The organism is uncultured Rhodospira sp. (assembly GCF_937138205.1).
In the GTDB taxonomy this organism is placed as follows: domain Bacteria; phylum Pseudomonadota; class Alphaproteobacteria; order Rhodospirillales; family Rhodospirillaceae; genus Rhodospira.
Window position 1 is genome coordinate 1 of the sequence record NZ_CAKZOT010000110.1, and the last position, 20,527, is coordinate 20,527.

14 protein-coding genes are annotated in these 20,527 nt (G+C 68.5%); 5 read left to right on the top strand and 9 right to left on the bottom strand.

All coding sequences use genetic code 11. The features are described from left to right. Positions 1-566: 566 nt before the first annotated feature. Entirely contained in the window at positions 567-1,043 is a 477-nt protein-coding gene (locus tag Q0309_RS15685) for a hypothetical protein (RefSeq protein ID WP_299443286.1), read from the bottom strand. 615 nt (positions 1,044-1,658) lie between these two features. Between Q0309_RS15685 and Q0309_RS15690 the strand changes: the two genes are divergently transcribed. Together Q0309_RS15690 and Q0309_RS15695 are read left to right on the top strand one after the other, a co-directional pair. Then, on the top strand, positions 1,659-3,131 hold the full coding sequence (locus tag Q0309_RS15690; RefSeq protein WP_299443289.1) for a M23 family metallopeptidase: 1,473 nt from the start codon (positions 1,659-1,661) through the stop codon (positions 3,129-3,131). Positions 3,132-3,536: 405 nt separating this feature from the next. Further along, positions 3,537-4,418, top strand: a complete 882-nt coding sequence (locus Q0309_RS15695) for a cold shock domain-containing protein (RefSeq protein WP_299443292.1) — start codon at positions 3,537-3,539, stop codon at positions 4,416-4,418. 144 nt (positions 4,419-4,562) lie between these two features. Here the strand turns inward: Q0309_RS15695 and ruvA are convergent, their stop codons facing one another. The 3 genes from ruvA to Q0309_RS15710 all read right to left on the bottom strand — a co-directional run bounded on the left by ruvA (position 4,563) and on the right by Q0309_RS15710 (position 6,647). Then, entirely contained in the window at positions 4,563-5,195 is a 633-nt protein-coding gene (gene ruvA / locus Q0309_RS15700; protein ID WP_299443295.1) for a Holliday junction branch migration protein RuvA, read from the bottom strand. Then, the gene (gene ruvC, locus Q0309_RS15705; RefSeq protein ID WP_299443324.1) at positions 5,192-5,710 is read right to left on the bottom strand and encodes a crossover junction endodeoxyribonuclease RuvC; all 519 of its coding nucleotides are present in this window, start codon (positions 5,708-5,710) and stop codon (positions 5,192-5,194) included. The genes ruvA and ruvC overlap by 4 nt, the downstream gene beginning before the upstream one ends. Positions 5,711-5,897: 187 nt before the next feature. Continuing rightward, positions 5,898-6,647, bottom strand: a complete 750-nt coding sequence (locus tag Q0309_RS15710; protein ID WP_299443298.1) for a YebC/PmpR family DNA-binding transcriptional regulator — start codon at positions 6,645-6,647, stop codon at positions 5,898-5,900. 399 nt (positions 6,648-7,046) lie between these two features. Here Q0309_RS15710 and Q0309_RS15715 point away from each other — a divergent pair, with 399 nt between their 5' ends. Together Q0309_RS15715 and Q0309_RS15720 are read left to right on the top strand one after the other, a co-directional pair. Further along, positions 7,047-9,218 carry a methyl-accepting chemotaxis protein gene (locus Q0309_RS15715; RefSeq protein WP_299443301.1) on the top strand — a complete coding sequence of 724 codons (2,172 nt, stop codon included), beginning with the start codon at positions 7,047-7,049 and terminating at the stop codon, positions 9,216-9,218. A 715-nt stretch (positions 9,219-9,933) separates the two neighbouring features. Continuing rightward, positions 9,934-10,443: a response regulator gene (locus Q0309_RS15720; RefSeq protein ID WP_299443303.1), complete on the top strand. Its 510-nt coding sequence runs from the start codon at positions 9,934-9,936 to the stop codon at positions 10,441-10,443. A 37-nt stretch (positions 10,444-10,480) separates the two neighbouring features. Here the strand turns inward: Q0309_RS15720 and Q0309_RS15725 are convergent, their stop codons facing one another. The 4 genes from Q0309_RS15725 to Q0309_RS15740 all read right to left on the bottom strand — a co-directional run bounded on the left by Q0309_RS15725 (position 10,481) and on the right by Q0309_RS15740 (position 16,249). Further along, on the bottom strand, positions 10,481-13,669 hold the full coding sequence (locus Q0309_RS15725) for an efflux RND transporter permease subunit (protein WP_299443306.1): 3,189 nt from the start codon (positions 13,667-13,669) through the stop codon (positions 10,481-10,483). Continuing rightward, positions 13,666-14,880, bottom strand: a complete 1,215-nt coding sequence (locus Q0309_RS15730; protein ID WP_299443308.1) for an efflux RND transporter periplasmic adaptor subunit — start codon at positions 14,878-14,880, stop codon at positions 13,666-13,668. Before Q0309_RS15730 ends, Q0309_RS15725 begins: the two co-directional genes overlap by 4 nt. A gap of 82 nt (positions 14,881-14,962) precedes the next feature. Then, positions 14,963-15,529: a PadR family transcriptional regulator gene (locus Q0309_RS15735; protein WP_299443311.1), complete on the bottom strand. Its 567-nt coding sequence runs from the start codon at positions 15,527-15,529 to the stop codon at positions 14,963-14,965. A 240-nt stretch (positions 15,530-15,769) separates the two neighbouring features. Continuing rightward, positions 15,770-16,249: an MmcB family DNA repair protein gene (locus Q0309_RS15740; RefSeq protein ID WP_299443315.1), complete on the bottom strand. Its 480-nt coding sequence runs from the start codon at positions 16,247-16,249 to the stop codon at positions 15,770-15,772. 354 nt (positions 16,250-16,603) lie between these two features. On the opposite strand from Q0309_RS15740, the gene Q0309_RS15745 reads away from it, so the two are divergent. Continuing rightward, positions 16,604-19,120 carry an ATP-binding protein gene (locus Q0309_RS15745; RefSeq protein ID WP_299443318.1) on the top strand — a complete coding sequence of 839 codons (2,517 nt, stop codon included), beginning with the start codon at positions 16,604-16,606 and terminating at the stop codon, positions 19,118-19,120. A gap of 129 nt (positions 19,121-19,249) precedes the next feature. On the opposite strand, the gene Q0309_RS15750 is transcribed toward Q0309_RS15745, so the two are convergent. Then, positions 19,250-20,335, bottom strand: coding sequence for a DUF1835 domain-containing protein (locus Q0309_RS15750; protein ID WP_299443321.1), 1,086 nt, complete (start codon positions 20,333-20,335; stop codon positions 19,250-19,252). Positions 20,336-20,527: the final 192 nt, after the last annotated feature.

Here is a 20,527-nt window from a genome sequence, read left to right on the forward strand (position 1 = left end):
GACCGAAACCGCCGCCCGCGCATCTCTTTCGTCACATCTACAATGTCAAAGAGCATGGCCAACAGAGTTGGCCGGTCAAACAGCAAACGGACAAAGTCCGTTGGTCAAACAGCATGGCCAACAGAGTTGGCCGGTCGAACAGCAAACCAACAGAGCTGGCTCGCCAAACCGCGAACCGGACCATCCGATCCGCCAAATTCCGCTGCCGGAACACCCGGCCCAATCAGCCCCGGAACAAACTCCCCTGCGGTGCGCGCCTCTCTCGGCCCAGCACCCCGGGTCGCCCGTCCCCTGTCTGATCTTTCAAGTCTGATCCCCCGACACCGCGTCGCGCGCCCCTCTCGGCCCGCCCCGTCGCGTCGGGAGCCCGGGTTCTACTCACACACACCAACCCGGTCAACAGAAAAATGACGGATCGGCGTCATTTGGCGCGGCGGCGACGCAAAGCATGGAATATCAACGCGTTACACCGGCGCGGCCAGGGCTGATGCGGCCCGGTGCCGGATGGGGTTGCGGTCCGACGATGCCGTCGCACCGGCCCGCCCTCGACTCTGCCCGCGCGCCGCTCAGGTCGTGTGCCAGAACAGATAGACCACCGGGCGGTCGGGATCGCGCTGATCAAGGCCCAGGTTCAGCACCCGCCCCGGCGCCATCTCCACGTGCGCCGTCGGCAGCCGGGGCGGCGCCTCCGGGTCCCACCATCCGTCGTTCGTGCCGAGAAGGTACCGGCGCGTCTCGCCGAAGTCGGCCGGCCGCAGGCCGAGGTCGGCCACGAACCGGTCGAGCGCCGTCGGGGGGAACACGACCTTGGCGGACAGCGACGAATCGATCGCCCCGCCTTCCCGCAGGCCCAGCACCTCGGCGCCCTCGGGCAGGTCCAGGCCCGTCACGGCGTGGATCGTCGCGCCCGCCGTCTCCATTTCTGTCTCCGTCATCCCGGCCTCCGCGTGCCGTGCGCCCCGTTCCGCCGCCTCGGTCCAAGCGGCGTTCAGTCCGACGCCCAGCAGTGCGACCGCCAGTCCCGATGCCCACCGTTGTCTCATGCCAAGTCTCCCCTTAGCGCCCACCGCGCTTGTGCTCGTCCCGCCTTTTGGAGTGCAACGTGGAGTGCAACGCACCCCTCCCCCGCCCCTTCATTCCGCCACGAAGCTCCCACCGACAGGAACCGCGCCCCGTCCGGATAGGCCATAAAATTCTTGCCGAAAGCTGCGCGATTTGGAACAAACGGCGGCATCCTTTCGGACAGAGCCGGCGGTCCCGTCGGCACATCACATTCATGAAGGCCGGCCCCAGGGTCCGCCCCGGCACGAGCCGGCGCAGGCTCCAGGGCCGGAACGGGCCCTCACCCGCGTCGAGAGTCCTCGCCGCCCCCCCCTCATCAAAGCTTGACTCGTGATAAATCAGCAACACGATGTTAGCGAAGATGCGTGATGCGTGACTCAAACAACACGGCAGAGAACTTTGATTCCAAAGACTCTTCGGTTGACATTCCGAGTCGCACCCCTCATGCTGCCATGGTGCCCCGGCGCCCAAGTCAGCGCGCAGAACAAGAAAGCCGCCAGAAAAATCGGGGCAATGGCGCGCGCCGCGCCCCCCTGAGGCCAAACCCGACGTCCGCCCCACGCGGCCGGCGAAGAAAAAAGGATGGAGAGGACGGGATGAACAGTCCGCGCGTTGAACGGACACCGACCACCACCGGAACCATCGACGGGGCGCGACACCGCCCGTCGCCGATCCGGGCCAAAGACGTGATCGCGGGGCTCGCCATGGCCGCCATGGCGAGCCTTGTCGTACCGGCGCAGGCCCTCGCCACCGACGGGGACGCCACCGACCTCGCCGTCGTCGCCGCGCTGGACGGCGCGGCGGCGCCGCTGCCGCCGCGCAAGCCGGAGGCCATCACGGCGGAGGCGGCCGGCGCCTCTCCCGAAGCGGCGCCCGCCGCCAGCGCCGTGGCCATGCTGACCCCAGCCAACGCGCCCCCTGTCCCCGCCTCCACCAGCGCGCCGGTCGCCATCACCGCCCGCGTCGATCGCGGCGACACCCTGATCGGGCTGCTCATCGACGCCGGGGTCGACCGCGTCGAGGCCCACAAGGCGGTCAAGGCCCTGCAAGAGGTCTTCGATCCGCGACGCCTGCGCCCGGGCCACAGGGTCAACATCCGCTTCGCCGAACCGGTCGACGACACGCTGGCCTTCCTGGGCTTCGATTTCGAGCCCAGCACCGGGACCCAGGTGATCGTGGCCCCGGACGCCGACGCCGAGTACGGCTTCAGCGCCGAACAGCAGCAGGCCGAACTGGTGCGCGAGGTGGTCCGCTTCGGCGGCCCCATCACTCTCAGCCTGTACCAAGCGGCGGTGGACGCCGGCGTGTCGGACCAGGCCCTGAGCGAGATGGTCCGCATCCTGTCGTATGACATCGATTTCCAGCGCGACATCCAGAAGGACGACACCTTCGAAGTGCTGTACGAGCGCTTTAATACGGAAGACGGCCGCCACGTGCGCGACGGCCGGATCCTGTTCACGGCGTTGACCAACGGCGGCCACCGGATGACGGCGTATGCGTTCGAAATGGCGGACGGCCACCTGGACTACTTCAATGAAAAGGGCCAGGGCGTGCGCAAGCCCCTGATGCGCACGCCGATCGACGGCGCCCGGCTGTCCTCCAATTACGGGATGCGCAAACACCCCATCCTCGGCTATTCGCGGATGCACACCGGCGTCGACTTCGCCGCCCCCACCGGCACCCCCATCTACGCCGCCGGCGACGGCGTTGTTGACTACGCCGGGCGCAAGGGCGGCTATGGCAAGTACGTCCGCATCCGCCACAACAGCGAGTTCTCCACCGCCTACGCCCACATGAGCCGCATCCAGGTGCGCGCCGGCGAGCGCGTGGAGCAAGGCGAGGTGATCGGCCGTGTCGGCTCGACCGGCATGTCCACCGGCCCGCACCTGCACTACGAGATCATTCGCAACGGCGCGAAGGTGAACCCCATGGGTGTCCGCTTCCAGCCGGCAATCGAGCTGGCTGGCGCAGACCTGGAGCGCTTCCAGAGCGAGCGTCAGGCCGTCGACACCCTGTACGCGCGCCTGCGTAACCAGACGGAACTCGCCAGCACCGCCGGGCGCGAATAGCTTCGCGTCACACCGGTCCGCCCCATCCTGACCGCCCCGCGCCACGCCGGCCGGGGCGGTTGGCGTTTCAACGGCCGCGCGACCACCCTCCGATTCGCCACGCCGCACCCAAGACGCGAAAACATCCCTGAATATTGTGCGCGTTTGGCACGACACCCACCGAGTCAAAGGGACGGACCGGGACGCCAGCCTCCGTCCAAAGACGGTCCCATCCGCGCCAAAAGACGGACGATTCCTTTGATTGTCGCGGGCCGCCGCGCTGCCCATCCCCTGCTTCCGTCGGAGTGCCCCGAACAAAAACCTGGGTATATGTCGTGTGCAGGCTTGCCATCGGCCCCGTCGGCCTTGCAAACTTGCTGTGCGTTTGGATCGGCAACGCATGTTTTTTGGGCGGAGGGGACAGGGATGACCGAGGTTGCAATCAAATGGTATAACCCAAAGAAGGGGTTCGGGTTCGTTCGTCCGGACGGGGGCCTGCCGGACGCGTTTTTGCACGTCTCGGCGGTCGAGGCGCGCGGCCTGGACCGGCTGCCAGAGGGCACCCGGCTCGATTGCACCCTGATCGAGGGACCCAAGGGCTGGGAAGTCCAGAGCATCGACGCGGTGCTTGAGGTTCCCGAACCCTGCCGCGCCCCGGCTCCGGAGGCGCTGCCCGAGGGGATCGCGGGCGTCGTCAAGTTCTTCAACGCCTACAAGGGCTTTGGCTTCGTCACGCGGGACTGCGACCAGGCCGACGTGTTCGTGCATGTCCGCACCCTCGAACAGTGCGGGCTGTTCGACCTGACCGAGGGCCAGGTGGTGAGCATGACCGTCAGCGACGGACCGAAGGGACTGCAGGCCGACACCATCGCCGTCGTCGCCGAGCCGGAACGCCCGGTCGGCCCGTTGCTGCGCTGGCGCGCCGCCTACGCCACCGGGCACGAGGAGGCCGACGCCGAACACCGAGAACTGGTCTCCATGACCAACTCACTCCATGACCGCTGGGCCGCCAACGCGGGCCGGGACGAGGTGACCCGGCTGTTCGACCGCCTGATGGCCGCCGCCGTCATGCACCTGGACCAGGAAGACACCCGCGGCGGGCACGGCCCCAACGACGCGCTGTCGTCCTACCGCTGGCAGTGGATGAAGGACATGGCGGACTTCCGCCGTCGCCATTTGTCCGGGTCGCGGCCGTCCCGGTTCACCGAGGACATGGCCGAGTTCCTGCGCGCCTGGGTCACCGCCCACATCCTGGCCGAGGTCGGCTCGCAACCCCGTGTCGTGCAGACCGCCGCCGCCCAGGGCTGAGGCGCGGCGGGCGGGGCGCCCAGTAGGGTGCGTCTGCGCCGAAGGCGCGACGCACCACGGGCGCGCACGACCCCGCGCCGCAGCAACGACTTTGTGGCGGTGCGTTGCCCGCCTCGTCGAGGCGGTCAAACGCACCCTACGTCCCTACGTCCCCCGCCCCAACACCCTCAGCGCCTCGCCCAGCACGGCTTCGACCGTCGCCGCATCGCCCAGCCCCGTTGCCGCCTCGGAGGCTGCCGTCCACGCCTCGGCGCGGGCGTAACCCAGGTTGACCAGGGCGGAGGTGGCGTCGTCCACCACGCCGGCGCCCGCCACGGCCGGCGCCTCGCCCGCCACCGCCACCCCGGTCGGCCGCGCCACAGGCGGGGCACCCAGGCCGGCCGCCTTGTCCTTCAGCTCGGCGACGATGCGCCCCGCGAGTTTCGGCCCGACGCCGGCGGCGCGGGTCAGCATGGCCTTGTCCTGCGCCGCCAGCACGCGCCCCATCTGCTCGGCCGGCACCACGGTCAGGATGGCCAGCGCCACCCGCGCGCCCACGCCCTGCACCGTGCCCAGCAGGCGGAAGCAGTCCCGCTCCAGGACGTCGGCGAAGCCGTACAGGTGGATGTGGTCCTCGCGCACGTGGGTCTCGATGACCAGCGCCGCCTCGCCGCCCGGCGCCGGCAGCCGCGCCAGCGTGCGCCCTGAACAGAACACCAGGTAGCCGACGCCGTGCACGTCGATCACGGCGCCCTCGGCGTCCACACTGTCCACCAGTCCGCGCAGCTTGGCGATCATCGCGGCGCGCCTCCCTCCCCTGCCCCGACCCCCGCCAGCGCCGCCAGCCCGGCCCGCCGGTGAGCGTGGCAGATGGCCACGGCGAGCGCGTCGGCGGCGTCCGGCCGCTCCGGCGCCGCGCCGGGCAGAAGCATCCGGACCATCAGCGCGATTTGCGCCTTCTCGGCGTGGCCGCGCCCGACCACGGCCTTCTTGACCGCGTTCGGCGTGTACTCGGCCACCGGCAGCCCGCACCGCGCCGGCGCCAGCATCACCACGCCGCGTGCCTGCCCGAGTTTCAGGGTGCTGAGCGGGTTGCGGTTGACGAAGGTCTCCTCCACCGCCGCCTCGGCCGGGTGATACTGCGCGATGATGGCCATGATCGCGTCATGCAGCTGCGCCAGCCGGTCGGCCAGCGGGTCCTTTTCGTCGCTGGTCACCACGCCGTCGGCGACGTGCGAGAGGTGGTTGCCCGCCGCCTCCACGATGCCCCAGCCGGTGACCCGCAGGCCCGGATCCAGCCCCAGGATGCGCATCATATGTCCTTCGCGGTGCCCCGTAGGGTGCGTTCGCGCCCCGGCTCACCGTTGCGTCGATGTTGTCTCAGGCCGACCGGATAGGACCATCCGGGGCGACAGGAGCCGGGGCGCAACGCACCATTCGCTTAAGGTCCGGTGCGTTGCCGGCCGCATTCGCGGCCGTCGAACGCACCCTACGGCCCCGCTACGCGCTCAGCTTTTCCATGACCTCGTCGGCGATCTCGTAGTTCGCCGCCACGCGCTGCACATCGTCGTTGTCGTCCAGCACGTCCAGGAACTTCAGCAGCGTCCTGGCCGTGTCCTCGTCCACCGGCACGGTGCTGTTGGGCCGCCAGTCCAGGCGCGCCGCCTCGGGCTCGCCCTTGGCCGCCGTCAACGCCTCGCGCACGGCGTTCAGGTCGTCCGGCTGGCAATAGATGTCGTGCCCGGTCTCGTCGCTGACCACGTCGTCGGCGCCGGCCTCGATGGCCGCCTCCAGCATCTCGTCGGCGCCGCCGGCCTCGGCCGGATAGCGCACCAGGCCCACGCGCTCGAAGTTGAAGGCCACCGAGTTGGTCTCACCCATGGTGCCGCCGTTCTTGTTGAACGCGGCACGCACCTCGGCGGCGGTGCGGTTGCGGTTGTCGGACAGGCATTCGACGATCACCGCCACCTGGCCGGGGCCATAGCCCTCGTAGCGCAACTCCTCCAGCGTGTCGGCGTCGGCGGTCGAGGTGGCCTTGGCCATCGCCCGCTCGATGTTGTCCTTGGGCATCGAGGCCTGCTTGGCGGCGGCGATGGCCGCGCGCAGGCGCGGGTTGGCGTCCGGATCGGGCGAGCCCACCTTGCACGACACCGTGATCTCGCGCGCCAGCTTGGTGAACAGCTTGGCGCGTTTCGCGTCCTGCCCGCCCTTGCGGTACATGATGTTCTTGAACTGGGAATGGCCGGCCATGGTCGCCTCGGGTCCTCGGTCTGTCGGGAATCCTGGAAGTCCCCTCGATTACACCAGACGCCGCGGCGATGCCAGTGTTGGGCCGCGTGCGCCGAACGACGCACCGTCGCCGCACGAAAGGCGGGGTCGCGGGCCGTTCGAGGGAGTGTCTTCCAGGCGATATCCTCCGCTGGTGGGATGGGCCTCGCCCGGGCCATACGCCCATCGTTCAAAATGCACCGTCGAAACGCATATGTCACTGAATTGAAAACAGGAGTATGCTCAAAGATTAGAAAAAGTGGATAGCGTCTCTTGCCTATAGTGGCATCATAGTCGACTGGCTCCGCGACCAGTGCCCGAATCGTGATCGGACCCGATGTCACCTGTGGGTATCGCCAGTCCTGTTTGGGGGGTCAGATCATGTCCCGCGTCGTCTCCCGGTTTCGCATCGCCGTCGTCCTGCCCGTTCTGATCGCGCTGGTCGCGTTGATCGCCATCGCCGTCACGGGCATCCTGGCCCATCAGCGGGGCGCCGCCGACCTGACCGCCCAGACCGAGGAGAAGCTGCGCGCCCTGCGCGAGGGACGCACCAGCGCCCTGGGGGATTACCTGGACAGCATCGAGGGCGACCTGATGGTCGTCGCCGCCAGCAGCGTCGTGGCCGACGCGCTCAATGACTTCGGCCTCGGCTTCGACGCCGCGCGGCGTAACGCGCCCGGCGGCGACGTCGTCGCGGCCCTGCAGACCGACTACATCGACGACAACCCGAATCCGCCGGGCGAGAAACACCGGCTCGACACGGCGCGGACCGGCAGTTGGTACGACGAGCAGCACGCCCTCTACCACCCATGGTTCCGCGACCTCCAGCAAGTCCGCGGCTATTACGACGTCTTTCTGATTTCGCCGGCCGGCGACCTGATCTACTCGGTCTTCAAGGAAAGGGACTTCGCCACCAACCTGAGGGACGGACAGTGGGCGGACTCCGGCCTCGCCCGGGTGTACCAGACCATCGCCGACGCCCCGGACCCCGAGACGGTGGCCTTTGACGATTTCGCCGCGTACGCGCCGTCCAACGGCGACCCGGCCAGCTTCATCGCCCGCGCCGTGTTCGATGACCGGGGCGGTTTCATCGGTGTGCTCGCCTATCAGATGCCCATCGGGCGCATCAACGCCATCATGCAGATCGAGGCCGGCATGGGCGAGACCGGCGAGGCCTATCTGGTTGGCGACGACAGGCTGATGCGCAGCGACTCCCGGTTCTCGGAGGAGTCCACGATCCTCGCGCGCTCGGTGGACACCGAGACCGCCCGCGCCGCCCTGGCCGGCGACCAAGGGGTCGGCGAGGTGCCGGACTATCGTGGCGTACCCGTCCTGTCCGCGTTCGGCCCGATCGAGTTCCAGGGCGTGCGCTGGGCCGTGCTCACCGAGGTCGACGTCGCCGAGGTGCTGGCCCCGGTGACCCGCCTGCAATGGTTCCTGGTCCTCGCCGGACTGGCGATTCTGGTCGTGGTTGCCCTGGTGGGGACCGTGTTCGCCCGCACCATCACGACCCCTCTGGCGGCCATGACCCGGACCATGGGGAAGCTCGCGGACGGCGATCTGACGGTGGACATTCCGGCCACCGAACGGCAGGACGAACTGGGCGACATGTCGCACGCCATGGAGATCTTTAAGCAGCACTTCCAGGAGATGGAGGATCTGAAGGCAGCCCAGGAACGCGAACGGAAAGAGGCCGAGGCGGCGCGGCGGCGCGGCCTGCTGGAGATGGCGGACACCTTCGAAAAGGACGTCTCCGGCGTCGTGAGCGCCGTGACCAGCGCCGCCACCGAGATGGAAAGCGCCGCGCAGGCCCTCGCCGGGACCGCCGAACGGGCCAGCCAACGCGCCACCACCGTCGCCGGGGCGGCCGAACAGACCTCGGGCAACGTGCAGACGGTGGCTACCGCGACCGAGGAGTTGGCCGCGTCGATCCACGAAATCGCCCGCCAGGTCGAGCAGGCCCGCGCCACGGCCGACGACGCGGTCACCGAGGCGCAGCGAACCACGGAACAGGTCCGGGCGCTGGATCAGGCCGCCGGCCGCATCGGCGAGGTGATCAGCCTGATCACCGACATCGCCAGCCAGACCAACCTGCTGGCGCTGAATGCCACGATCGAGGCCGCGCGCGCCGGCGACGCCGGCAAGGGCTTCGCCGTGGTCGCCAACGAGGTCAAGGCCCTGGCCGGGCAGACCGCGCGCGCCACCGAGGAAATCGGCCAGCACATCGGCGAGGTGCAAACAAACACCCACAAGGCCGTCTCGGCCATCGAGCACTTCGCCCAGACCGTGAACCGGATCGGCGAGATCTCCACCGCCGTCGCCGCCGCCGTGGAACAGCAGAACGCGGCCATCAGCGAGGTCAGCCGCAACACTGCCGAGGCCGCCAGCGGCACCCAGGAGGTCAGCCAGTCCATCGGCGCCGTCACCGAGGCGGCCGAGGAAACCGGCGGTGCGGCGCAGCAGGTGCTCGGCGCCGCCGGGGAACTCAGCCACCACGCCAGCGATCTGTCGACGGCGGTGGACCGGTTCCTGGACAGCGTGCGGGCGGGATGACGCCGCCCGACGGCGGATGAGGCCCGCTTGGACGCTCCCAGTGCCGTGGCCCGACGTCCCGGCAAAAGCGTCCATTACGAATGGCGTGTTGCACCCCACGGTCCACGGGCCGGGCCGCCACCGGCGGCGGGTTAAGACCGGCAGGCATCTGGGTTGACTCGGTGACCGGACCCATTTCTTGCCTTTTCACGAGGTCCCTCCGCCCCTTCCGGGGCGGTCGGGATGACATTTATCAGATGAAACAAGCACATCTGTCACCATGAGCGAACGAAGCGAGCCGATGGATCTCAAGCTGCGGTGTGATGGAAGACCACCAAGAACGGTCAACCTTTTCCTCGGGCGGCATAAGACCTTTGGCCCGTTTACAGCGGCGGACCCAACACACATACTCGCCGTCGGTGGCGATTCGCGCCTGTTGGGCCGCCTGGGCGACCTGTCACTCATGTCGCGTCGGGTCCGGCGGTTTGTTTGTTTGTGTTAACCAGGGAAGGTGCCGGGTCCGCGGAGGCGCGGCCGTCGCCGATGGGGCGGTCGGTTCAGACGATCTGTGTACGCGGCGCGCCCTCGCGGCCCCCGAGTCGCCAACCAGCGGGGGCCGGTTGCCGTGCGCACCCCGTCAGGACTACAACGGAAGCGGCGTCAGATGCTCCGAACTCCAGAGGACATTCCCTGCAGCGGCCATGAGAGGTGGATCTTGGTCGAAAACGACGAAAAAATGCGAGAGAAACTGCGCGAGCGCCTGCCGGCGTTGCGGGTTCTCATCATTGACGACAACAAGTTCTCCCGGTCGTTGTTGGTCACCCAACTCGCCTCGTACGGCATTCGTGACGTGGTGGAACGCGCGGACGGCGTCGAGGGCCTGAAGTGTCTGCAGCAGGAAGCCATTCACATGGTCCTGCTCGACTACGAAATGACGCCGCTGAACGGCGCCGAGTTCGCGCGGCTGGTGCGCCGCGACCCGTCGATCGGCAATCCGGAAATCCCGATCATCATGATCTCGGGCTATTCAGACTTGGCGCACGTGCGTGAAGCCCGCGATGCCGGGGTCAACGAGTTCCTCGGCAAGCCAGTGTCCGCCGATACCTTGTACAAGCGGATCGAACACACGCTTCTTTACCCGCGCCCGTTCGTGCGGACGGAAAAGTACGTCGGCCCCATGCAGCGCGAGGAACGCACCCCACCGCCTGCGCAAAGCGGCAAGTCGTCCGTCTCCAGCGTGTTCTGATCGGCCGTCGATACAACAGAGAACAGAAGTCAGGACCTTACACCGCCTCCGGCGCATCCGCCGGACCACCCCGCGCCGCCCGCCGCGCCCGCTTCGCCTGACGCCGTTCGCGGCGACGCCCGGCCCAGGCCTTGACGCGCGCCTGCGCCATCAGGGCGCTCGGCGTGACCACCAAGGTCAGCACGGTGGCGAACAGCAGGCCGACCACCACGGCCGAGGCGAGCTGGGTCCACCATTGCATCGACGGCGCGCCGTAGGTCACCGTGCGGTTGATGAAGTCGATGTTGAGCATCAGCATCATCGGCAGCAGCCCCAGCGTGGTGGTGATCGAGGTCAGCATGACCGGCCGCAGGCGTTGCACGCCGGTGTGCAGGATGGCCTCGCGCGGGTCCGTGAACTCCTTCTTCAGGCGGTCATAGGTGTCGATCAGCACGATGTTGTTGTTCACCACGATACCGGCCAGCGCGATCACGCCCACCCCCGTCATGATGATCCCGAACGCCTGGTTGGTGATGAGCAGGCCCAGCATGACGCCGACGGTGGACATGACCACGGCCGACAGGATCAGGAAGGCGGAATAGAAGCTGTTGAACTGGGTCACCAGGATGATGGCCATGATGAACAGGGCGACCATGAAGGCCTGCGACAGGAAGGCCTGGCTTTCCTTCTGCTCCTCGTCCTCGCCCTTGAACTCGATGTCCAGGCCGCGCGGCAAGCGGTCCCGGTTCTCGGCCATCCAGGCGCGGATCTCCTCCATCTTGTCGGCCGGCAGCAGGTCGCGGGCCACGTCGGCCTTGACGGTCATGACGCGCCGGCCGTCGACCCGCTCGATCTGGCTGATCTTCGGGTTGGGGGTGCGGGTGACGAAGGCGGACAGCGGCACCAGCCCCTGCGGCGTGTTCAGGCGCAGGCGATCCAGTTCCTCCATGGACCGGTATGCCTCGGGATAGCGGACGACGATATCCACCTCGTCCTTGGCCGTGTCGGGCCGGAACGACGACACCTTCAGGCCGCTGGTCACCAACTGCACCAGGTTGCCGACGCTGGCCACGTCGCCGCCCATTTTCGCGGCCTGGCCCATGTCGACCTCCAGGTCCCATTGGATGCCGGGCACGGGGCGGCTGTCCTCGATGTCGATGAAGCCGCCGATCTCCTCCAGCGCGGCGCGCACGACCTCGACCGCCTCGGGCAGCACCGCCGGGTCGCGCGCCGTCATCTGCACCTGGATCGGCTTGCCGACGGGCGGCCCCTCGTCGGGGACGTTCGGTTCCACATGAACGCCCGCCAGGTCGGTGGTGCGGGCGCGGATCAGGTCCAGCACCTGGTTGGACGGGCGGCGCTCCTGCCAGTCCTTGTAGGTCAGGCCGATGATGCCGATGACGTCCTCGGCGGCGTCGCGGGGCGCGCGGTTGAAGGTGCGGGCGTAGACCGCCTCGAAGTCCGGCAGCGCGAGGACGCGCGATTCCACCTGCCGGACCAACTCGTCCTTTTCGTGGATGGACAGGTTGCCGCGCGCATGGACCAGGATCTGAGCCTGTCGCGGTTCCACCTCGGGGAAGAACTCGACGCCCCGGCCATAGGTGGCGTAGAGCACCCAACTGCTCACGAGCCCGACCACGGCCAGCACCACGACCAAGCCCGGCCGGCGCAGGGCGGCGCCCAGCCCGCGCGCGTACATCCCGGTCAGGCCGGGCAGCGTGGTGACGTCGCCGTGCTCGCTGGCCGACAGCGCCTTCATGGTGTCGGGATTGGCGGCGCCCGCCTTGCCCACATGCGAGCCCAGGGTCGGCACGAAGATCAGCGCCATCAGCAGCGACGCCGACAGCGTGGCGACCAGGGTGATGGGCAGGAACTTCATGAACTCGCCCACAACACCGGTCCAGAACAGCAGCGGCAGGAAGGCGGCCAGGGTGGTGGCGGTCGAGGCGATGACCGGCCCGGCCATGCGCTTGGCGGCCAGTCCGTAGGCCTCGCGCCGGTGCAGGCCCTCGGTCATTTTGCGGTCGGCGTACTCGGTGACGACGATGGCCCCGTCCACCAGCATCCCGACAGCCAGGATCAACGCGAACAGCACGATCATGTTCACGGTCAGGCCCATCGCCGACAGCAGCAGGATGGCCATCAGGAACGAGCCGGGAATGGCGATGCCCACCAGCAGACCGGAGCGCAACCCCAGCGCCGCCACCACCACGATCATCACCAGCAGGATGGCCGCGATCACGCTGTTCTGCAACTCGGACAGCATGGTCTTGATCTCATCCGACTGGTCCTGGATGATATTCACCTCCATGCCCTCGGGCCAAGCCTGACGCTCGCGTTCGACCACCGCGCGCACGGCGTCGACCGTGTCGATCACGTTCTCGCCGACCCGCTTCTTGACCTCCAGGGTCACCGCCAGCTGGCCGTTGACGCGGGCGAAGCCCTGCGGGTCCTTGTAGGTGGCGCGGACCGAGGCGAAATCGCGCAGGCGGACGACGGAGTCCTCGGTGAACTTGACCGGCTGGTTGAGGATGTCGGCGACGTCCTCGTACAGGCCCGGAACCTTGATGGCGAAGCGGCCCTCGCCCGTGTCCAGGGTGCCGGCGGCCACCAGGCGATTGAAGCGGGCGATCACCTCGGCCACATCGGCGTTGGCCAGGCCGTAGCTCTGCAACCGAACCGGGTCGACCACGATCTCGACCTGCTGTTCGCGGTCGCCGCCGATGTCCACCTCCAGCACGGCGGGGATCTGCTCCAGGTCGTCGGCCAGATCGTCGGCGATGCGCAACAGCGCGCGTTCCGGGATATCCCCGGCCAGGGTGATGACGACGATCGGGAACAGGCTGATATTGACCTCATTGACCGACGGTTCGTCGGTCTCTTCGGGCAGGTCGACCTTGGCGACGTCTACCTGGTCTTGCACGTCGCGCTTGGCCTTTTCGTTGTCAAAGCCGGCCTCGAACTCCAGCAGGATGTTGGCCCCGCCTTCGTAGGCGGTCGAGCGCATCTCCTTGACGCCCTCGATGCCCTGCAACTCCTGCTCCATCGGCCGCACCAGCAGGCGTTCGGCGTCCTCGGGCGAGATGCCCCGGTGCGACAGGGCGACGTAGATGATGGGGATCGGGATATCCGGCGAGCTTTCCTTGGGAATCTCGACGAACGCCACGGTGCCGGCGATCAGCACCAGCAGGAAGGTCGCCAGCACCGTGCGCGAGCGGTCCAGCGCGAAGTCGATCACCGGCGTCATGGGTCTTGTCCCTCTCCCGAGGCGGCAGCGTCGGCGGCCCCGGTCACGGAGTCGATGGTCGCCGCCGGGGCGTGTCCGTCGGCCAGGGTCTCCTGGTCGGCGGCGGCCAGGGCCTTGGTGTTGGCCTCGATGGTGTCCCCGTCGACGGGTTTGACCTTTTGCCCCGCGCGCACGAACTCCTGACCGACGACAATCAGGGTGGCGGGATCGGGCAGGCCCTCGACCCACAGGCCGTCGCTGCCATCACCGGTGACCGAGATGGGGTGAAAGGCCACACGGTCGTCCCCGTCCACGACCTTCACACCGACGCGGCCCTCCGCGTCCAGCGCCAGCAGGGCCGACGAGATGCGATGAGCCCGGGTGCGCGCCGTGGGCAGGCGCACCTCCGCCGTCATGCCCTCGGGCACATCGGCATCGGGGTTGGGCAGGGCCAGCTTGACGGCGAAGGTACGGGTCACGCCATCGGCCACCGGGGCGATGTAGCTGACGGTGCCCGTCATCTCCCGCCCGGTGACCAGCGTCGCGCGGCCGGACTGGCCCAGGCTCAGGCGCCCGATATCGGCCTCGGCCACCTTGACCACAACCTCCAGCGGATCGAGATCGACAACGCGGGCGACCGGATCGCCGATCCCCACGTAGTCGCCCTCCTCCACCAGCCGCGTCGCCAGCACGCCGGAGAACGGGGCCGCGATCTTGGTGCGGTCGATGTCCAGCAGGATGGCGGCCAAGCTGGCGCGGGCGTCCTCCAGCGCCGCCTTGGACTCCAGCACGCGCTGGCGGCTGGTGAAGTCCCGGTCGGCGAGCCGCTGGTCGGCCCGGTAGCGGTCTTCCCAGCGCGCCACGGTGGCCTCGGCGCGGCTCAGGCGGTCCAGGCGGTCGTCCATGGCGAGGCGCACCAGCAGCGTCTCGTCGTCGACGGTGGCGCCCTCCTCGGCGCCGGTCTCGACCACCCGCCCGCCGGTCTCGGCCTTGACCTCGACCGTGCGTGACGCCTGGGTCTCGCCCAGAACGACCAGGGTGTTGACGCGCTCTTCGGCCTGGGCGCGGCGCACGCGCACCTGCGGCACCGCCGCCTCGTGCTCCAGCGCCATGGGCGGGCGCAGGGCCTCCTCGGTCTCGCCGGGGTTCTCGGGAGCGGCCAGCATCCCGGACGCCACCCAGCCGACGGTAGCCACGGTGATGAACGCGGCGATGAGATACGATGACTTCATGGTTTTGCTTCGTCCGTGAGACCCGTGTGATCGGGTCGTGTCCTGAGACGGTGGAGCTGCGCCGTCGGATCAGTCGGGTGGATCAGTCATGGGTGCCATCCCTGAGCGGGGCGGCGACGGCTCTGTTGGTCTCGATCTCGTTTTCCAGCGCGGCCCTGTTTTCTTCGATCCATCGCGCTCCGGCCTTGCACATCTCCTCGCCCATGCGGATCAGGAAACGGTCGCCGGGAAGGGTGACACCCTCGATGCGGGCCAGTTCGTCGGCCAGATCATAGTGACCCCGGATATAGTCATCGAGCAGGCGCGAAAGCTCCCCCGGCGCCATGCGATGCGCGAAGGCGATGGCGAACATGAAGCCCGACCGGAACCGGTCGAACTCCAGCGGTTGCAGCAGCGCCACCCGCAGCGCGGCGCGGCCAGCCTCGGTGATGGTGTAGACCTTCTTGTCGGGACGGCCGTCCTGGCTGTGTGCCGTGCATGTCACCAGCCCGTCCGCCAGCAGGGCGTTGAGCGCCGGATAGATCGAGCCATAGCTGAGGCTCTGGTAGTAGCGGAACGGGCCTTCCTCGAACGCCTTGCGAATGTCGTAGCCGGTGTTGAACCCGGCATCCAGGGCGCCCAGGCACAGGGTTCTGGCATCCAGGGGCATGACGCGGTCTTTCGGGTGTGCGGGCGGTCAATGGCGGGACCGCCGACGGTGTCTGACCCGGATAGAATCCATCCGGTTTTGTCAACTTTATGCCCCCTGGCCGGACGATATGTCAACCCGATATATATCAGGGCAATATAAGAATGACTGGCGGATTTGTCCGACGGCCGAGATGTCGCGACGCTGGCGGAACGCGCAACATCCGTGCGCGGCTCGGAAGCAGGTGCCAAGGCGACTCGGTCACACCGGCGGATCGACCAGCCGCTGCAGGCGCTCGCCGGCGGCGCGCGCGAACCGCAGGGTCAGCCCCCGCCGGCGCGCGGGATGCAGCGGGGCGAGCGTCATCAGCCGCACCACCTCGGCGCCCCAGGGGTCGGCGATCATCAGGCCGCAGTCGGGCGGCAGCACGTCACGGGGAAAGGACTCGCCCACGGCGAAGGCGAAAGCGTCACAGTACGGCAGGTATTCGCGCCACTTGCCGTCGGCCCGGTAGTCGGCCAGGGCGCTTTTGACCTCGACGATCAGCACCCGGCCGTCGGCGTCCAGCGCCACGACGTCCGCGCGCCGCCGGTTGGGCAGCTTGAACTCGGTCAACACGGCGTGGCCTGTCTCCGCCAGATGGCGGCAGACGCCCCGCGTCAGGCCACGGGTCATGGCGGCGGTGTCGCTGTCGACGAGGGCCCGCCGCCCGACGGCGGGGGCCAGCAGGGACGATGTCACGGCGCTGACCTCCGACGGAGCCAAGCGCTTCAACCGGCCGGCCCGTTTCTGGTTCGTTCCCACAACAGGGTACGGGGCGCGGCTGGCCGCTGCAAGCGTCGTGGCGGCACCGTATCATTCGGTCGTTATATCAAATGTCACTGGCGCGTTTTTGGAATCGTTGGTAATCTTGTCAACGACTTCCAAGGTCATCGAGCGCACACTCGGAAACGGCGCGACGCGGGAGCCTGAATGCTTATTCAGGATGAAGTGTTTTTACTGGACGTTGGATTGCGGGCACCTTGTTGTCGTGGGATAGAGCGGACGTGAGCGCTCCGAATGGGTGCGGGACGCGCGGCAACCGTATACGGGATCATGAAACAACTCTCGCTGCGAACCGTCTTTGTCGTCTCGGCCGTTGTGCTCATCCTGATCACGGGCGGCGCCGTCGGCTACCTCACAACGCTCAACGCGACCATCGCCGTGACATCGGTCACGGCCGCGCTGCATCGGGAAGTGTCCGCCCAGGTCGTCAGCCACCTGCGGGCCTTTCTGGACCGGCCGCAGCACCTGCTTGAGCAGAACGGTCGCCTCATCACCGCCGGGATTGTGGACACGGACGATCAGGCGGCCTTGCAGACCCTGTTCCTGGAGCAGGTGGCGGTTCCCTCGGCGGCCACCAGCCTGTACTTCGGCAACACGCGGGGGGGGCTGGCCGGCGCCGGGCATGAAGGGGACCGGCGAACGTTCTACACCACCGGCACGCGGGGCTTCACGGCCGGGCCGTTCCAGAAGATCGAGGCCAGCCATGACGGGACGCGGGGCGAGGTGGTGGCGGCCCTTCCCGGCTACGACGCCCGCGAACGGCCCTGGTTCAAGGACGCCCTGACGCGCGACAACGGTGCCTGGAATGGGCTGTACGTGCTGTTCACCCGGCAGGATCTGGCCCTGCCGGCCAGCCGCGCCGTGCGCGATCACGACGGACGTCTGATCGGTGTGCTGGGCGTCGATCTGTTCGTCTCATCGCTCAGCGGCTTCCTGGCCGACCTGCACACCAGGACCGTGGGCGTGACCTATATCATGGAACCCTCTGGGCTGCTGGTGGCGTCCTCCACCGGCGAGCGACCGTTCCAAGTCGACGCCACGGGCACGCCGACAGACCGGCTGTCGGCGGCGGACAGCGCCCTGCCGGAGGTGGCCGAAAGCGCCCGCCAGATCCTGGCGGGCACCCTGTCCAACGGCGCCGAGCCGGACCCCAGTGCCAGCGGGTCGGGCATGGCCGTGCCTCGGGTGGGCCGGGCGACCGTGGCCGGCGAGGCCCACGTCGTCGGCGTGACCCCCTACGAGGACCCCAGGGGCCTGTCGTGGCTCATCGCCACCGTCGTTCCCGTCGCCGCGCACCAGGCGCCCGTCGTCCCCGCCAACGTGCGGACCCTGATCCTGACCGCTCTGGCGGTGGCCGCCATCGCGATCGTGGCCACGGTGTTGATCCGCCGCGCCCTGGCACCGCTGGCGGAGGTGGCGGACGCGGCCACCGCCGTGGGCCGCGGGGACCTGCCGCGCACCCTGCCGGAACGCGGCACCGACGAGATCGGCGCGCTCGCCCGAACGTTCAACGAGATGGTCGCCCGACTGCGCGCCGCCCAGGCCCAGCAGCAGCGGCAGGTGTCGGAACTGGCCGACGCCGAGAACCGTTTCCGCAGCCTGTTCCAGAACGCCGAGGTGGCCATCTGCAACGAAGACCTCTCTGGCGTCATGGCCACGCTGGAACAATGGCGGGCCGAGGGGATCCAGGACCTGCGCGCCCATCTGCAGGCCGATCCCGACCGCCTCCAGGATCTGGCGGCCCGCGTGCGGGTGATCGAGACCAACCCGGCCACCATGAAGCTGCTTGACCTTGATCCGGACACGCCGACGGTCCCAAACATTGCCGACCACTTCGTGGCCACCACGTGGGACCGATTCATTGATAAGGTTTGCGCCCTGTGGAACGCCGAGCCTCAGTTCCGGCTGGAAAGCCGCATCCGCACGGCGCGCGGCAACGAACGCACGGTGCTGTTTTCCATGCCGGTGCCGAGGACCCTCGCACAAGCCCGGATCGTGCCGGTGAGCATGGTCGACCTCACCGAACGCAACGCGTCCGAGGAGGCGCTGGCCCGCAAGAACGAGGAACTGGAACGGTCGAACGCCGAACTGGAATCCTTCGCCCATGTCGCCGCCCATGACCTGCGCGAGCCGCTGCGCACCATTGCCTCGTACGCCACCCTGTTGCGCCGGCGGACACAGGACCGTCTGACCGACGAGGAGGCCGAGTTCGTCGCCTATATCAACCAGGGTGTGGCGCGCATGGACGCCCTGATCAGCGATCTGTTGGACTTCGCCCGCGTCGGCCGCTCGGACAAGGCACGCTCGGCCGTTGCCCTGGCGGGGATCGTGACCGATGCCATCGCCGACCTGCGCCCCGCCATCGACGCGGCCGGCGCCGAGATCACAGTCGCCGAAGACCTGCCAACGGTCTTCGGCCACGCCGACGAGTTGCTGCGCGTGTTCATCAACATCCTCGGCAACGCCGTCAAATACCGCCGGCCCGACCAACCCCTGCGGGTGGAGATCGGCGGCGAACGAATGCCGGACACCACGAGTTGCGGGGTGCCGATGTGCCAGGTGTTCGTGCGCGACAACGGCATCGGCCTGCCCCCGGGCGAAGGCCAGGAGGACCGAATCTTCCGCCTGTTCCAACGGCTGCACCCCCAGGACGCGTTCGGCGGCGGCACCGGGATCGGTCTCGCCATCTGCAAGAAGGCGATCGAACACCACGGCGGCCGAATCTGGGCCGAGTCCCCCGGCGAGACCCAGGGCTGCACGATCCGTTTCACGCTGCCGATGGCGTAGACGTCTCCGGATCCCATCGCCAGTCCAGATCGTAGGGCGGCTTCGCGGCCCGACAGGGACGCAAGCCGCCGAATGCGGTTCGGCCGGCGGCGGATTGCCCCGCTGTCGCGGGGCGAATCCGCCCTACGACTACGACTGATCGTCCATCACCAAGCCAACCTCCGGATCCCATCGCCAGACCGGCTGGCCCGACAGCAGCCGCGTGCCGCCCATCCACCGGTCCAGGCCGCCCAGGGGCACCCAGTCGGCCGTGCCGTCCAGCAGGCGGCGGCCTGTCTCGGTGAACGTCCAGGTCGCCAGGCGGTCGGCCTCGGCGTCGTCGCGCGTCACGGCCGGCGCCGGCCCGCCCGCGAGGCCACGCAGGACGACCACGAACATCGCGTCGCCCAGGGTCGGCTGCGGGTCGTCGTCCAGGTAAGCGCCGAACAGGACCCCGGTCGACGCCGCGCCGCCGCGCGCGGTCAAGACCTCCAGGATGCCCCGTTCGGTCAGGCCCAGGCCGTCGGTGGTCCACGGCAGGTCCCGCAGCCAGCGGCGCAGCGCCGGCGCCATGGTCGACAGGCCGGGCACCGTCCCGCCGGCCAGCCGGGCCAGCCCGCGCGGATCGGACTGGCGGAGGGCCGCCCACACGCGCACGCCCTGCGCGGTCAGGGTCCGGGTGACGGGCCGGCGTCGCGTCCACAGGCGCAGCAGGTGCTCCGGCTTGAGTTCGCCCAGGCCACGCACGCGCCCCACGGCCGCCCCGTCCCGCGCCGGATCGTACAGCACGAGTTCCGCTCGCCCCTCGACGCCGCGCCGTCCGTGGAGAGCATCCAGCACCCGGGCGAGGATGGTCTGGTCGTAGGCGTCGTGTTCGAACCACAGGACGACGCGGTCATACCGATCAGCGGTCATCAGGCCGGCCCATTGCCCGGTCAGGCGCGCCCGCGCCTCCGCCAGGGTCACACCATAGGCGTCGGCGATGAAGGCGGCGCGCGTCTCGTGGTAGGCGTCGAGGCTCCGCACCTCCGGCACCGGCCCCTGAATCACCGGGTCGCTGACCTCCAGAAAGTCACCCTGGAAGCCGGCCTGCGCCAGCGATTCGAAGATGTCCGAGCCGCAGCGCACGTGCAGGGTGCGCGCGTCACCGTCGGGCGCGGCCCGGCGGGGTCGTCCGGGCGCGCGGCGCGTTGCCGTCGCCAGGGGCGTGATGCCCAGATGCACGGGCGTTGTCATTCCGATGAGCTCCGGCATGTTGACGGGAAGACCGGACAAGAACCCCAGCCCGGCCTTCCCCTACACGGCTATCAGATTCACATATCTTTACTCTTTCTCGTCATTGCGAGGAGCGAAGCCCAAAAATCAACAATTGGGCAATCCAGGGCGGATATTTGCGTTTTACGCCCTGGATTGCTTCACCCTCGTCTT

What these genes read in the sequence shown, in the direction of transcription:
- Q0309_RS15730 (WP_299443308.1), bottom strand. Translation starts at nt 14,880, where the DNA reads ATGAAGTCATCGTATCTCATCGCCGCGTTCATCACCGTGGCTACCGTC.
- ruvC (WP_299443324.1), bottom strand. Translation starts at nt 5,710, where the DNA reads ATGCGCATCCTGGGGCTGGATCCGGGCCTGCGGGTCACCGGCTGGGGC.
- Q0309_RS15710 (WP_299443298.1), bottom strand. Translation starts at nt 6,647, where the DNA reads ATGGCCGGCCATTCCCAGTTCAAGAACATCATGTACCGCAAGGGCGGG.
- Q0309_RS15720 (WP_299443303.1), top strand. Translation starts at nt 9,934, where the DNA reads ATGCGAGAGAAACTGCGCGAGCGCCTGCCGGCGTTGCGGGTTCTCATC.
- Q0309_RS15685 (WP_299443286.1), bottom strand. Translation starts at nt 1,043, where the DNA reads ATGAGACAACGGTGGGCATCGGGACTGGCGGTCGCACTGCTGGGCGTC.
- Q0309_RS15750 (WP_299443321.1), bottom strand. Translation starts at nt 20,335, where the DNA reads ATGACAACGCCCGTGCATCTGGGCATCACGCCCCTGGCGACGGCAACG.
- Q0309_RS15695 (WP_299443292.1), top strand. Translation starts at nt 3,537, where the DNA reads ATGACCGAGGTTGCAATCAAATGGTATAACCCAAAGAAGGGGTTCGGG.
- Q0309_RS15715 (WP_299443301.1), top strand. Translation starts at nt 7,047, where the DNA reads ATGTCCCGCGTCGTCTCCCGGTTTCGCATCGCCGTCGTCCTGCCCGTT.
- Q0309_RS15745 (WP_299443318.1), top strand. Translation starts at nt 16,604, where the DNA reads ATGAAACAACTCTCGCTGCGAACCGTCTTTGTCGTCTCGGCCGTTGTG.
- Q0309_RS15735 (WP_299443311.1), bottom strand. Translation starts at nt 15,529, where the DNA reads ATGCCCCTGGATGCCAGAACCCTGTGCCTGGGCGCCCTGGATGCCGGG.
- Q0309_RS15690 (WP_299443289.1), top strand. Translation starts at nt 1,659, where the DNA reads ATGAACAGTCCGCGCGTTGAACGGACACCGACCACCACCGGAACCATC.
- Q0309_RS15725 (WP_299443306.1), bottom strand. Translation starts at nt 13,669, where the DNA reads ATGACGCCGGTGATCGACTTCGCGCTGGACCGCTCGCGCACGGTGCTG.
- ruvA (WP_299443295.1), bottom strand. Translation starts at nt 5,195, where the DNA reads ATGATCGCCAAGCTGCGCGGACTGGTGGACAGTGTGGACGCCGAGGGC.